The organism is Acidovorax sp. ACV02, assembly GCF_014851475.1.
Lineage (GTDB): Bacteria > Pseudomonadota > Gammaproteobacteria > Burkholderiales > Burkholderiaceae_C > Acidovorax > Acidovorax delafieldii.
This window is the reverse complement of sequence record NZ_JACUZU010000012.1, coordinates 63,622-77,570: the sequence shown is the minus strand read 5'-3', so window position 1 is coordinate 77,570 and position 13,949 is coordinate 63,622. Positions and strand designations below refer to the sequence as shown.

14 protein-coding genes are annotated in these 13,949 nt (G+C 64.1%); all 14 read left to right on the top strand.

Annotation, left to right across the window (positions count from 1 at the left end):
- Positions 1 to 133: 133 nt before the first annotated feature.
- The 14 genes from IB236_RS22950 (at position 134) to IB236_RS22885 (ending at position 13,930) form a co-directional block, all read left to right on the top strand.
- Entirely contained in the window at positions 134 to 562 is a 429-nt protein-coding gene (locus IB236_RS22950) for a hypothetical protein (protein ID WP_192422328.1), read from the top strand.
- A 530-nt stretch (positions 563 to 1,092) separates the two neighbouring features.
- On the top strand, positions 1,093 to 1,431 hold the full coding sequence (locus IB236_RS24645; RefSeq protein ID WP_370539944.1) for a helix-turn-helix transcriptional regulator: 339 nt from the start codon (positions 1,093 to 1,095) through the stop codon (positions 1,429 to 1,431).
- A gap of 592 nt (positions 1,432 to 2,023) precedes the next feature.
- Complete coding sequence (locus IB236_RS22940; RefSeq protein ID WP_192422327.1) at positions 2,024 to 2,491, top strand: Spy/CpxP family protein refolding chaperone; 468 nt, start codon at positions 2,024 to 2,026, stop codon at positions 2,489 to 2,491.
- 17 nt (positions 2,492 to 2,508) lie between these two features.
- The gene (locus tag IB236_RS22935) at positions 2,509 to 2,835 is read left to right on the top strand and encodes a hypothetical protein (RefSeq protein ID WP_056065068.1); all 327 of its coding nucleotides are present in this window, start codon (positions 2,509 to 2,511) and stop codon (positions 2,833 to 2,835) included.
- 17 nt (positions 2,836 to 2,852) lie between these two features.
- Positions 2,853 to 3,539 carry a response regulator transcription factor gene (locus IB236_RS22930; RefSeq protein ID WP_192422326.1) on the top strand — a complete coding sequence of 229 codons (687 nt, stop codon included), beginning with the start codon at positions 2,853 to 2,855 and terminating at the stop codon, positions 3,537 to 3,539.
- Positions 3,536 to 4,918, top strand: a complete 1,383-nt coding sequence (locus IB236_RS22925) for a cell wall metabolism sensor histidine kinase WalK (RefSeq protein WP_192422325.1) — start codon at positions 3,536 to 3,538, stop codon at positions 4,916 to 4,918. Before IB236_RS22930 ends, IB236_RS22925 begins: the two co-directional genes overlap by 4 nt.
- A 406-nt stretch (positions 4,919 to 5,324) precedes the next feature.
- Positions 5,325 to 6,290 (top strand): ABC transporter substrate-binding protein, encoded by a 966-nt coding sequence (locus IB236_RS22920; RefSeq protein WP_056065066.1) that lies wholly within the window; start codon positions 5,325 to 5,327, stop codon positions 6,288 to 6,290.
- Positions 6,291 to 6,312: 22 nt separating this feature from the next.
- Complete coding sequence (locus tag IB236_RS22915) at positions 6,313 to 7,173, top strand: ABC transporter permease (RefSeq protein WP_146871949.1); 861 nt, start codon at positions 6,313 to 6,315, stop codon at positions 7,171 to 7,173.
- The gene (locus tag IB236_RS22910; RefSeq protein WP_056063613.1) at positions 7,170 to 7,949 is read left to right on the top strand and encodes an ABC transporter ATP-binding protein; all 780 of its coding nucleotides are present in this window, start codon (positions 7,170 to 7,172) and stop codon (positions 7,947 to 7,949) included. Before IB236_RS22915 ends, IB236_RS22910 begins: the two co-directional genes overlap by 4 nt.
- A 30-nt stretch (positions 7,950 to 7,979) precedes the next feature.
- Complete coding sequence (gene hutC / locus IB236_RS22905) at positions 7,980 to 8,792, top strand: histidine utilization repressor (RefSeq protein ID WP_108497401.1); 813 nt, start codon at positions 7,980 to 7,982, stop codon at positions 8,790 to 8,792.
- Positions 8,793 to 8,993: 201 nt separating this feature from the next.
- A complete protein-coding gene (gene hutH, locus IB236_RS22900) occupies positions 8,994 to 10,532 on the top strand; it encodes a histidine ammonia-lyase (protein ID WP_121942736.1) in 1,539 nt (512 codons plus the stop codon).
- A gap of 39 nt (positions 10,533 to 10,571) precedes the next feature.
- A complete protein-coding gene (hutU, locus tag IB236_RS22895; protein WP_192422324.1) occupies positions 10,572 to 12,296 on the top strand; it encodes a urocanate hydratase in 1,725 nt (574 codons plus the stop codon).
- 105 nt (positions 12,297 to 12,401) lie between these two features.
- Positions 12,402 to 13,148 carry an IclR family transcriptional regulator gene (locus IB236_RS22890; protein WP_085943596.1) on the top strand — a complete coding sequence of 249 codons (747 nt, stop codon included), beginning with the start codon at positions 12,402 to 12,404 and terminating at the stop codon, positions 13,146 to 13,148.
- A 32-nt stretch (positions 13,149 to 13,180) separates the two neighbouring features.
- Positions 13,181 to 13,930: a glutamine ABC transporter substrate-binding protein gene (locus IB236_RS22885; RefSeq protein ID WP_146871951.1), complete on the top strand. Its 750-nt coding sequence runs from the start codon at positions 13,181 to 13,183 to the stop codon at positions 13,928 to 13,930.
- The last annotated feature ends 19 nt before the right edge of the window (positions 13,931 to 13,949 follow it).

Genomic DNA, 13,949 nt, shown 5'->3' with positions numbered 1-13,949 from the left:
CTCTCTTGGCTCCCTCAGCCCTATCGAATACCGGGTGAGCCTTGGACTTGCGGCATAAAACCAGTCCAAGTTTTTATCCGCACCCCCCTTTATGGGTTAGCTGGTCAGTTTTGGAGTGGCACCAACACAGACCGTGATTCTCACGCTGCCGGTGGGAGCCACGAACGCGGGTGAGTGGGCCAAGAAAGATGCATGTTGGGATCGCGCACGCGATGCGAGTCAAGAGCCGACGCCTGATTCCACGTGGCTTGTATCTCGCGCCGAAGCTCGCTATAAGCAAACCGAAGCTCGTAAGCAGGGGAAGCAAGACGATGTGATCGCCCTTCAGCGTCGAATGCTCGCACTCTGCGAGTCGGGATACTGGGCTGAATTGTCCAAGTGGTCCGGCTTGCATGAAATTGCAACCGAGGCGCAGCAAATGCTCGTTGTTCGGGCGAGCACGATTTCGGGCTTCATGAAGATAGGACTTGAAAGAGACTGGACGCGTCTGTCAGAGTTGGCGAAATCTTGCGATGAAGCGGGTTTCAAGCGCCCCATGGAAACCTTGAGTAAACAGCTCTGACAGGCAGGCGGCGCAATCCCCTGCTCATGCCAATTGACCCAGCGGGGCTGTTGCCGGCTTCGGTCACGCCAACTGAACTGCCCCGGGTCTGGTAATTGATTTCTGCGCAGAAGTGACCCACCATGCCTCGTCAGCTGAGTCGATCATCGAAGAAATGGTTGCCCTGACTCCAGCGGCCGTTGCCGAAGTACAAGCCGAATTGCCACAGGACTTCTCGCTACGTGTTCTTGACGCCATCCTGGGCGGGCTAGAGCAGGCGGCCCGAACACTCGGTGGGATGCCGCCGTAAGCGATAGAAGAGGGGGGGCGAGCGCGCTTGGATGTAGTGTCTCCATAGTTTGTGCGTCCGAATGGGTGTTGGTGTTGGAGTTACCCCGCTTCGGAATCACGGAGAAATCCCACCGGATGAACAGCCGTAGGAGTCTTTGCCCTGGTGCGCTGGGCTGCGCTTGCATGGATGGAATGGGTCGGGTGTCCCTGGCACTCTGCGGAATCGGCGACAGGTGTCGCAGGATCGGAAAAGGAGTCATATGAGACCAGCCGCACAGACTCGCAAGGAGCGCGGGAACCAACAGGAGGCTGTCGATAGAGAAATCACCGACCGTGCTGCCCAGTTGATGAGGCAGGCGTTGTCGTTGCTGGAGAGTAGTGAGCCGATACGAAGGCTGTCTTTGGAAAATAGAAGCGACGAAGACCGCCTGTTGCGTTTGCCAGAGGTGCTGCGCTTGACGGGGATGTGCCGCTCGGCCCTTTACGACCAAATGGCGCGAGGGCAGTTTCCGGGTTCTATCAAGATCGGGCAGCGTGCGACCTCATGGTCAGCCAAGGCAGTACGAAACTGGATAGCGCAGCGTGCGGATGGTCTGTAGCCGATGGAGCACTGTGGAGCTCGCTGACGATGTGGTGATGGCATCTTGGGTTGCCCAAATTGATCGGTCATGGGCTTGTCTCCATCCACAGTTTTTCACGCGGCAGCTTATGGTGAACACGGTGGGGGAACAAACGGGGGAACAATTCAAAAAATAAAAAAGCGAAATCCAGATCTCATGCGGGTTTAAAGCTTTCATTCAATTGACGCCAGCCCACATAAACCCCCAACCGGTAACGGTTGGGGGTTTTTCTTTTCCCACTGATTTTGTACTGCCGCGCAAGGATAGTTGCTTCCGTTCGCCCTTACCGAACGATTCGATGCATCTCCTGGCTTCTGATACGGAACGTTTTTGGACCATGTCCCTCAACGGCAATCCGCAGTGGCTGTATGTCCCCGGCGTCGCGTTGTAGACCCCTGACAAAATCGGCTAACACGCTGCCGTCCGCGCAGTCAAACACCTGTCAACGTGCTTCGCCAACACCGCCGAAGAAACAAAATGAAATAAACCGAAACTGGCTCGAGACCACGTTCCAAGCCGCTGCGCGCACCATCAGGGTCATGTTCCATACCGTCTTTGAAAGGACAGCATCATGAAACCCTGGATCAAGAAAACGCTGATGGGCATTTTTGGTGCGTCCATCGCGGTGGGTGGGCTGACGGCCTGCTCCAGCGGGCACCACCAGCGCGGCCCGATGACTGCGGAAAAGATGGCGGAAGTGCGCGGCAAGATGGTGGACCGGGTGAGCAGCAAGCTGGATCTGAACGAGGCACAAAAGACCAAGCTCAATGCCTTGGCCGATCAACTGGAAGCCCAGCGCGCAGCGTTCGTCGGCAAGACGGCAGACCCTCGAGCCGAGGTGCAGGCCATTGTGGCGGGCGACAAGTTTGATCGGGTGCGGGCGCAGTCCCTGCTCGAAGACAAGACGCGTGCGGTGCAGGCCCACAGTCCCGCGGTGGTCAATGCGATGGCCGACTTCTATGACAGCCTGAACCCTGACCAGCAGCAAAAAGTGCGCGAGCAGATGCAGCGTCGCAAGGGCTGGATGGCCCGCGGGTGATGGGCGGGGAGCATTGCATGTCACCCACGCTGGAACCTATCCACCGCCTCGCCCAGGGCGTTCGTGTGCACGGGCCCGCGCTGCTGTCGGGCATGCCAGAGCCTCACGATGAGCTGATGTCGCTGGTCTGGGGGCCGCGCTTTGACCGCGAGCATGCGATGGGCCTGGTCGCCCGCCAGCCCTCGGTGGCGGCCCACACGCTGCCTGCCTTGCTAGCGGCTGCCGACCATTTTGATGCGCTCCATGCCGGTGCGCAGGGCCGTTTGCGGCGACTCATCGTGCGACACCGCGCATTGTGTGCGGCTGGCGCTTCTGTCGATACCGCCCTTGGGGAGCGCGCCTGACGGTGTGAGAATTGCTCATGCACCGCATATTGTTGATTGACGACGACGCGCAGTTGGGCGCTCCCCTGGCGACTTACTTCCAGCGTTTTGAACTGGAACTCGTTCATGCACTTCGGCCCAGCGATGGCTTGGCACAGCTGACGGCGGGCGGGTTTGACGCTGCCATTCTCGACGTGATGCTGCCCGAAATGGACGGGTTTGAGCTGTGCCGCACCATCCGCAAGCAGGGCGACCTGCCCATCGTGATGCTGACCGCGCGCGGCGAGGTGATGGACCGGGTGGTGGGGCTGGAGCTGGGGGCTGACGACTATCTGCCCAAGCCCTTCGAGCCACGTGAACTGGTGGCGCGCCTGCAGACGGTGTTGCGCCGGCGCAGGGCGCCGGGGCAGGGCGTTGCCGTGGGCGCGCTGGAGTTCGAGGGCCTGTCCATCGACGCAGCGCGCCGCAGTGTGCAGCGCCATGGTGTGGTGGTGGAGCTGACCGGCACGGAGTTCGACCTCTTGCACCTGTTGGCGCGCGAGCCCGGCAAGGTCTTCAGCCGCGACGACATCCTGAGCCAGCTGCGTGGTCATGAGGCCGAGCTGTACACCCGCGCGGTGGACATCGTAGTGAGCCGGTTGCGCAAGAAGCTGGAGCCGCTGGACTGCATCAAGACATTGCGCAACGTGGGCTACTCCCTGGCTTTGCGCCGCGCTGCCCCATGAAGCAGATTTGTTCTCCCATTCACGACCCGAACTGCCCCTGGCACCGCCGGGCGCGCCACGCGGTAGGGCATTCGCTGCGCATTCGGCTGGTGCTGGTGTTCATGGCACTGGCCGTGACTGTGGCGGTCACGTTCATGGGCGGGGTGCAAAAGGCCGTGTCCGTAGGCTGGCGCGAGGCTGCGCGGCCGCTGCTGATGGACTATGTGGACCGCCTTGCGGCCGAAATTGGCAGCCCGCCGAGCATTGAGCGCGCGCAGGCGATTGCCAATCGCCTGCCACTGACCTTGCGCATCGACGGTCCGCAGATCCACTGGGCATCGCACCCCGACCAGCAGAACCCCGACTGGGTGAGCGACAAGGTCCGCCAGGAAGACCGCTGGACCGGGGACGAGAACGGGCACAGCCTGCTGCGCCGCACGACGGCAGATGGGCACCATATCGAGTTCGGCCTGAACGCGCTGTCCTGGGACAAGCGCCCGCGCATTGCGTGGGGCACGCTGACCGTGCTGCTGCTGCTCACGGCGCTGGCCTATATATATGTGCGGCATCTGTTGCGTCCGCTGGACGACATCCGCCAGGGCGCGCAGCGCTTTGGCAACGGCAACTTTGCCCAGCCCATACCGGTGCGGCATGCCCACCGGCCGGACGAGCTGGGCCAGCTGGCCGAGACCATCAACACCATGGGGGATGACATCCACCAGATGTTGGAGGCCAAGCGTGCACTGTTGTTGGCGATGAGCCATGAGCTGCGCAGCCCGCTCACGCGGGCCCGCCTGAACACGGAGCTGCTGCCCGAAACGACCGATGTGCAACCGCAGCGCCTGGCGCTCATGCGCGACCTGGGTGAAATGGCGGGCCTCATCACCGACCTGCTAGAAAGCGAACGCTTGGCGGGCCGCCATGCGGCGCTGCACCGCGAGCCCACCGATGTCACCGAGCTGGCGCGCGAAGTGGTGGCCGACCTGTGCTCCCGCCATGCCGGGGCCGCTGATATTGCCTTGCACGTGGCGCCGGACTTGCCCTCGGTGCGGCTGGACCGGTCCCGCCTGCGGCTTTTGCTGCGCAACCTGCTGGACAACAGCCTGCGCCACAGTGAGTCGGGTGCCTTCCCCCCTGAGCTGCATTTGCGGCTGGCGGATGAGGGGAGGGTGCTGGAATTGGAGGTGCGTGATCATGGGCGCGGTGTGCCCCCCGAGCACCTGCCACACCTGGCCCAGGCGTTCTACCGCCCGGACACCGCACGCCAGCGTGCCACCGGTGGCGTCGGACTGGGTTTGTACCTGTGCCGGCTGGTGGCGCAGGCGCACGACGGGCAATTGCACATGCGCAATGCAGAGCCCGGCCTGTCGGTCACCGTGCGTTTGCCGGTGGTGGAATAGGTCGCGAGCCGGCGGCATAGACAGGTTGGCCTCTGCGCTGGCAGGTGGCGTCGCACCGATGCGGCCAGGCCAGCGCACAGGCCTGGTGCAATGGGGAAGTGGACCTGCCAGCGGCCATGTCCGGCTTCTCAACGCAAATTGATGGCTTTTTTGCGCTGTAGCGCAGGTGTTTATTGATCTGATAGCTATCAAATCAGGAGTTTTTTCTGGTGCCCTGGACCACCAGCGAAGACGCAATCCTCCCTGGCCCCGTTCTTGCTGAAGATCGACACCCCCTCGCATGAGTCGGATTTTTCAGTGTTTACCCTGTATATACAGGTATGCTGAAACTGTCATCATGGCTTCCGGTACGCAGGTGCGTTCCGGTGGGCAGGGCCAAGGTACTTTCTTCAAACAGGAGCAGATGATGACTCGATCGGTTGTGAAATGGACGTCGCTGGCAGCGGCAGCAGCATGCATGATGGCCCTGGCCGCACCGGCCCAGGCGCAGGACACCAAGATTGTGCTGGGCATGTCCGGCTGGACAGGTTTTGCACCGCTCACGCTGGCCGACAAGGCTGGCATCTTCAAGAAGAACGGCCTGGATGTGGAGATCAAGATGATTCCGCAGAAGGACCGCCACCTGGCCTTGGCTTCCAAGTCCATCCAGTGCGCCGCCACCACGGTCGAGACGCATGTGGCCTGGAACGCCAACGGCGTGCCCATCGTGCAGATCTTCCAGATGGACAAGTCCTACGGCGCCGACGGCATTGCGGTGCGCGGCGACATCAAGGGCTTTGCCGACCTCAAGGGCAAGACCATCGGCGTGGATGCGCCCGGCACCGCCCCGTACTTCGGCCTGGCCTGGATGCTGAGCAAGAACGGCATGAGCCTCAAGGACGTGAAGACCACCACGCTGTCGCCCCAGGCGGCCGCGCAGGCCTTTGTGGCGGGCCAGAACGATGCCGCCATGACTTACGAGCCCTATCTGTCCACCGTGCGCGACAACCCTGCTGCCGGCAAAATTTTGGCCACCACGCTCGATTACCCCATGGTGATGGACACCGTGGGCTGCGACCCCGCCTGGCTCAAGGCCAACGGCAAGGCCGCACAGGCACTGGCCAATTCGTACTTCCAGGCGCTGGACATGATCAAGGCCGACCCGACCAAGTCCAACGAGATCATGGGCGCTGCGGTCAAGCAGACGGGCGAGCAGTTCGCCAAGTCGTCGTCCTTCCTGCGCTGGCAGGACAAGGCCGCCAACCAGAAGTTCTTTGCGGGCGAGCTGACCGCGTTCATGAAGGACGCCACGGCCATCCTGCTGGAGGCCGGCATCATCCGCAAGGCGCCTGAAGACCTGGCCGTCACCTTCGACGCGAGCTTCATCAAGTAAATAGACGGAAGAAGAGCGCTCCATGTCCGCCGTGCAACCCCTGTCCGTTACCGAGCCAAAACCCGAGCAAAAAGCCGGACCACATGCCCCCGCGCGCCGGCGCTCGCTGGCCCCGCTGGAGCCTGTGAGCAGCAGCGCCCGGTGGATGCTCGGGCTGGCCTTCTTCGTCGTGTTCGTGGCGGTGTGGGCGTTCTTCACATTGGGCGGCTTCGTGTCGCCCACCTTCCTGGCCAGCCCCGTCACCATGGTGAAGGAAGGCTGGCTGTTGTTCACCGAGTACGGCTTCATCAAAGACATCGGCATGACCATCTGGCGTGTGGTCGGTGGCTTCATCCTGGCCGCCATCATTGCCGTGCCGCTGGGCATTGCGATGGGCGCGTACAAGGGCATCGAGGCGTTCTTTGAGCCCTTCGTGTCGTTTTGCCGCTACCTGCCTGCGTCTGCCTTCATCCCGCTCTTGATCCTGTGGGCCGGTATCGGCGAGGCGCAGAAGATCCTTGTCATCTTCATCGGCTCGGTCTTCCAGATCACGCTGATGGTCGCCGTCACCGTGGGCGGCGCGCGGCGCGATCTGGTCGAGGCTGCCTACACCCTGGGCGCGGGCCACAAGGGCATCGTCACGCGCGTGCTCATCCCTGGCGCGGCGCCTGAGATCGCCGAGACCCTGCGCCTGGTATTGGGCTGGGCGTGGACCTATGTGATCGTGGCCGAGCTGATCGGCTCGTCCAGCGGCATCGGCCACATGATCACCGACAGCCAGTCGCTGCTCAACACCGGGCAGATCATCTTCGGCATCATCATCATCGGCCTCATCGGGCTGGTGTCCGACTTCGCCTTCAAGGCGCTCAACCACCGTCTGTTTGCCTGGAGTTTTGTGCGATGAGCAGCGTATCCATCCAAGCCGTCTCGCGTGTCTTCGAGACTGCCAAAGGCCAGCGCACGCAGGCGCTGCAGCCGGTCGATTTCGAGGTGAAGGACAACGACTTCGTGACCATCCTGGGCCCCTCGGGCTGTGGCAAGTCCACGTTGCTGCGCATCGTGGCGGGGCTGGACCATGCCACCAGCGGCCGCGTGCTGCTGGATGGGGTGCCCGTCGAAGGCCCCGGCGCCGACCGCGGCATGGTGTTCCAGAGCTACACGCTGTTCCCCTGGCTCACCATCGAGCAGAACATCCGCTTTGGCCTGCGCGAACGCGGCATGCCCGAGGCGCAGCAGAAAGAGCGCGCCGCGTACTTCATCGCCAAGGTCGGCCTGCGCGGCTTTGAGCAGCACTTTCCCAAGCAGCTGTCGGGCGGCATGCAGCAGCGCACCGCCATTGCGCGCGCGCTGGCCAACGACCCCAAGATCCTGCTGATGGACGAGCCCTTCGGCGCGCTGGACAACCAGACTCGCGTGCTCATGCAAGAGCTACTGCTGGGCATCTGGGAGGCCGAGCGCAAGACGGTGCTGTTTGTCACCCACGACATCGACGAAGCCATTTTCATGGCCAACCGCGTGGCCGTGTTCAGCGCCCGGCCCGGCCGCATCAAGACCGAGCTGGCGGTGGACCTGCCGCACCCGCGCCACTACACGATCAAAACGAGCCCCGAGTTCATGGACCTCAAGGCGCGCCTCACCGAAGAGATCCGCGCTGAATCCATGGCGGCGGACCTGCACTGATCTGAACCTGCACCAGCCCCGCATCCACACATGAGCGCCCGTCCTTCCCGCCGCACTGCAGCCACTGCCCCGCGCAGCGCCACGCCCGCCAAGGCGGTGGTCGCCGTGGCTGCACCCGCGCAAGCCATGGCGCTGTACGAGCAGGTCAAGGACCACATCTCGCGCAAGATCCAGGAAGGCATCTGGCGCGCGGGCGACCGCCTGCCATCCGAGAACGAGCTGGTCACCCAGTTCGGCATCTCGCGCATGACCGTGAACCGCGCGCTGCGCGAGCTGGTGGAGCAGGGCCGCATCGTGCGTGTGGCGGGCGTGGGCAGTTTTGTGGCCGAGGACAAGCCCCAGTCCACGTTGTTGCAGATTGCCAATTTGGCCAGCGAAATCCGCCAGCGCGGGCACGACTACCGCTGTGACGTGCTCACGGTGGAACGCACCTCCGCCACGCTCGAAGTGGCCGCCGCGCTGGACCTGCGCACGGGCGAGTCGGTGTTCCACTCGCTGTGCATCCACCGTGAAGATGGCCTGCCCGTACAACTGGAAGACCGCCACGTGAACCCGCGCCAGGTGCCCCAGTTCGTCGCGCAGGACTTCACACTGCTGCAACCCTCCGAATACCTGGTGCGCAACGTGCCCTTCGACCAGATCGAGCATGTGGTCGATGCCGTCATGCCCACCGCCGAGCAGGCCGCGCTGCTGGAGATGTCTCCGCAGGAGCCCTGCCTGCTGCTCACCCGCCGCACCTGGTCGCGCGGCGTGCCCATTACCGTGGTGCGCTGCCTGCACCCCGCCACCCGTTACCGCCTGGGCAGCCGCTTCCGCGCCGACGGCAATCCCGTCGCCGGTTGAATATGAAGCACCCCCTGAGTCGCTTCGCGCCTTCCCCCTCAAGGGGGACGACACCCTCGCTGCGGGGCGGCCCTTGCTCGGCGTCTCTCGCGGGTGCCGTGGCAGTTTCACCCGTAGCGGGATTGGCTGACAGGATTTGAAGAACAAATTAACGCTGTTTATTTTTTGCTTGTACCTACTTGTATATACAGGATCAACGCCATGACACACAACGCCTCATCCCTCACCCTGCACCCCGGCCGCGTCACGCTGGCCGAGCTGCGCCGCATCCACGCGGGCCCCGTGCAACTGGTGCTCGATGCGTCGGCCCGCGCGGGTTTGCAGAAGTCCCTGACCACGGTGCAGCGCATCGTTGATGAAGACCAGGTCGTCTATGGCATCAACACCGGCTTTGGCAAGCTCGCCAGCACCAAGATTGCGCACGAGCGCCTGGCCGAGCTGCAGCGCAATCTGGTGCTGTCGCACAGCGTGGGCACGGGCGATGCGCTGCCCGACGACGTGGTGCGCCTCATCCTGGCCACCAAGGCCGTGAGCTTGGCGCGCGGCCACTCGGGCGTGCGCCCCGAGCTGGTGGATGCGTTGCTGGCCCTGGCCAACGCCAACGTGCTGCCGGTGATTCCGGCCAAGGGCTCGGTGGGCGCGTCGGGCGACCTGGCGCCGCTGGCGCACATGGCTTGTGTGCTGATTGGTGAAGGCCAGGCCAAGGTGGACGGCAAGGTGGTGCCGGGGGCAGAGGCCATGCGCTCCATCGGTTTGCAGCCGTTTGTGCTGGGCCCCAAGGAAGGGCTCGCGCTGCTCAACGGCACGCAGGTGTCCACCGCACTTGCACTGGCCGGGCTGTTTGGCGCCGAGAGCGTCTTTGCCGCCGCGCTGGTCGCGGGCTGCCTGTCGCTCGAAGCCATTAAGGGTTCGGTCAAACCCTTTGATGCACGCATTCACGAGGCACGTGGCCAGGCCGGGCAGATCGCCGTGGCCGCTGCCGTGCGTGCGCTGCTCGACGGCAGCGCCATCGACCCTTCGCACCCGAACTGCGGCCGCGTGCAAGACCCGTACTCCATCCGCTGCGTGCCGCAGGTGATGGGCGCGTGCCTGGACAACCTGCACCACGCCGCGCGCGTGCTGACCATTGAGGCCAATGCGGCTTCCGACAACCCCCTGGTGTTCGACAACGGCGACGTGATCTCTGGCGGCAACTTCCACGCCGAGCCCGTGGCCTTTGTGGCCGACATCATTGCGTTGGCCGTGGCCGAGATCGGTGCGATTTCTGAACGTCGCCTGTCGCTGCTGCTGGACCCAGGCCTGTCAGGCCTGCCCGCCTTCCTGATCCTCGACAGCGGCGTGAACTCGGGCTTCATGATCGCCCAGGTCACCGCCGCCGCATTGGCGGCCGAGAACCAGTGCCTGGCCAACCCCAGCAGCGTGACCAGTCTGCCGACATCGGCCAACCAGGAGGACCATGTCTCCATGGCCACCTACGGCGCGCGGCGCCTGGGCGACATGGTGCGCAATGCGGCGGTGATGGTCGGCATCGAGGCCATGGCCGCTGCGCAGGGCATGGAGTTCGACCGCACCCTGAAATCCTCTCCGCTGATCGAAGCGCAATTCGCCGCCATCCGCGAGCGCGTGGCCTACCTGGAGCAGGACCGTTACCTCGCCCCCGACATCGAAGCCATGCGCGCATGGGCCCAGCAGTCCACCTGGCCTGCAGCGCTCACCCAGTGCCTGCCCAGCTTCGCCTGATTTTCTCTACGCATACCCCTTGATTCACAGGAGCCCACCATGAACGCCAACGACGCCATCATCGCCGCCGCCTCCAACACCGACCCCCGCCACGACGCCAGCCGCGTGATCCGCGCGCCGCGCGGCAGCCAGCTTACTTGCAAGAGCTGGCTCACCGAGGCCGCCTACCGCATGATCCAGAACAACCTCGACCCCGAGGTGGCCGAGCGCCCGCAGGACCTGGTGGTGTACGGCGGCATTGGCCGTGCCGCGCGCAACTGGGAATGTTTTGACCAGATCCTCGCCTCGCTCAAGGACCTGAATGACGACGAGACCCTGCTCATTCAGTCCGGCAAGCCCGTGGGCGTGTTCAAGACCCATGCCAACGCGCCCCGCGTGCTGCTGGCCAACAGCAACCTGGTGCCCAAGTGGGCCAACTGGGAACACTTCAGCGAGCTGGACCAGAAGGGCCTGTTCATGTACGGCCAGATGACGGCCGGCAGCTGGATCTACATTGGCACGCAAGGCATCGTGCAGGGCACGTACGAGACCTTTGCCGAGGCGGGTCGCAAGCACTTTGGCGGCTCGCTCGAAGGGCGCTGGATCTTGACCGCTGGCCTGGGCGGCATGGGCGGCGCGCAGCCGCTGGCCGCTACCTTTGCGGGCGCGGTGTCGCTCAACATCGAATGCCAGCAAAGCAGCATCGACTTCCGCCTGCGCACGCGCTATGTGGACAAGCAGGCGCGTGACATTGACCACGCGTTCGAGCTGATCCAGCAGCACACCGCGGCCAAGGAGGCCGTGTCGATTGCCCTGCTGGGCAACGCCGCAGAAATCCTGCCCGAGCTGGTGCGCCGTGCCAAGGCCGGTGGCCTCAAGCCCGACTTGGTCACCGACCAGACCTCGGCCCACGACCTCGTCAACGGCTACTTGCCCGCAGGTTGGACGGTGGCCCAGTGGCGCGCCGCGCAGCAGGACGTGACACAGCACGAGGTGCTGAAGAAGGCCGCTGCCAAGTCCTGCGCCGTGCATGTGCAGGCCATGCTTGACTTCCAGCACATGGGCATCCCGGTGGTGGACTACGGCAACAACATTCGCCAGGTGGCGTTTGACGAAGGCGTGAAGGACGCCTTCGACTTCCCCGGCTTTGTGCCTGCGTACATCCGTCCGCTGTTTTGCGAAGGCAAGGGTCCGTTCCGCTGGGTGGCCCTGTCGGGCGACCCCGAAGACATCCGCAAGACCGACGCCAAGATCAAGGAACTGTTCCCCGAGAACAAGCACGTGCACCGCTGGCTCGACATGGCGGGTGAGCGCATCGCCTTCCAGGGTCTGCCCGCGCGCATCTGCTGGCTGGGCCTGGGCGAGCGCCACATCGCGGGCCTGGCCTTCAACGAGATGGTGAAGAACGGCGAGCTGAGGGCCCCCATCGTCATCGGCCGCGACCACCTGGACACCGGCAGCGTGGCCAGCCCCAACCGCGAGACCGAAGGCATGAAGGACGGCACCGACGCCGTGAGCGACTGGCCGCTGCTCAATGCGCTGCTCAACACCTCGGGCGGTGCCACCTGGGTCAGCCTGCACCACGGCGGTGGCGTGGGCATGGGCTACTCGCAGCACTCGGGCATGGTCATCGTGGCCGACGGCACTGAAGCCGCGGCCCAACGCCTTGCCAATGTGCTGGTCAACGACTGCGGCAGCGGCGTGATGCGCCATGCCGACGCGGGCTACGAGCTGGCGGTGGAGACGGCCAAGAAGCAGGGCCTGAAGCTGCCCATGGTGAAGTGAAGGGGCGAGGGAGGGAATGACAGGAATGTGAAAAAAGGGAACTGCATTCCCATTCGTTGGGAATGTTGGGTTTGAATGCCGCTGCAATCCTTTGATACTGAGTCCATGCCCACCCGTGGACCCACCTCCGTTGCCGCCGCCGACCGTGTTCTGCACGTGCTGGCGGTGCTGGCGCAGCACGGGCAGCCCATGTCGGCTGCCGAGCTGGTGGAGGCCACGGGCCTGGCACGCAGCACGCTGTATCGGCAGCTTGCGCGGCTCAAGCTGTGGGGCTTTGTGCTGGAGAGCAGCGGGCACTACGCGCCCGGGCCGCTGAGCCTGCAACTGGCGCTGGGCTTTGACATGGCGTCGCATCTGGTGCACCACGCGCGGCCGGACATGCAGGCCCTGGCTCGGCAGTCGCATGAGAGCGTGGGGCTGGTGGTGGCCGTGAATGACAGCGTGGTGTGCCTGGACATGGTGGACAGCACGCAGGCCCTGCGCTGCTCGTTTGAAAAAGGGCGCAGCGTGCCGCTTCGCGCGGGTGCCTCCGCCAAGTGCCTGCTTGCCCATGTGGCCCCGGCCACGCGCAATGCCATTCTGGACCTGCACTACGGCGCAGACACGGCTGAGCGCCAGGCGGCGCTGACCGAGCTGGAGGGCATTGCCAAGGCGGGTTACGCCGTCAGCTCCGGCGAAGTGGATGCCGGTGTCTGGGGCGTCAGCGTGCCCGTGTTCGGTTCTCCCCGGCAGGCCGCCGGGGCCATCACCCTGATGGCCCCGATCTTGCGGGCCCAGGGGCAGGAGACCGCACTCACCGGCATGGCCGTCGTCGCCGCAGCGCGCATCTCTCGCCAGCTCACTTCTCCCTGATTTTCCCTCACCCCTCCTCAGGAGCTTTCCCCATGAACCTTCGCCGCAACCTTCTTCTGGCCAGCCTGGCCGCCGCAGCCCTCTGCACCACGGGTGTACAGGCCCAGGACAACGTCCTGCGTGTGGGCACCGATGCCACGTTCCCGCCCATGGAGTTTGTCGAGAACGGCAAACGCACGGGCTTCGACATCGAGCTGGTGGAGGCCATTGCCAAGACCATGGGCAAGCAGGTCGAGTGGGTGGACATCGACTTCAAGGGCCTGATTCCCGGCCTGATCTCGAAGCGTTTTGACATGGCGGTCTCGGCCATCTACATCACCGACGAGCGCAAGAAGGTGGTGGACTTCACCGACTCCTACTACGCCGGCGGCCTGGTGGTGATGGTGAAGGCCGACAACAAGGCCATCAACAAGCTGGCCGACCTGGACGGCAAGAAGGTCAGCGTGCAGGTGGGCACCAAGTCGGTGGCGTACCTGACCGAGAAATTCCCCAAGGTGCAGCGTGTCGAGGTCGAAAAGAACCAGGAGATGTTCAACCTGGTGGACATCGGCCGCGCCGACGCTGCCGTGACCGGCAAGCCCGCCGCGTTCCAGTATGTGCGCACTCGTCCCGGCCTGCGCGTGCTCGACGAGCAGCTCACCACTGAAGAGTACGGCATGGCCCTGCGCAAGGACACGCCCGAGCTGACGAAGGCCGTCAACGGTGCCATCACCAAGCTCAAGGCCGATGGCACCTATGCGGCCATCGTCAAGAAGTGGTTCAGCAACAGCGCTGCCAAGTAAACCGCAGCCACACGTTGCC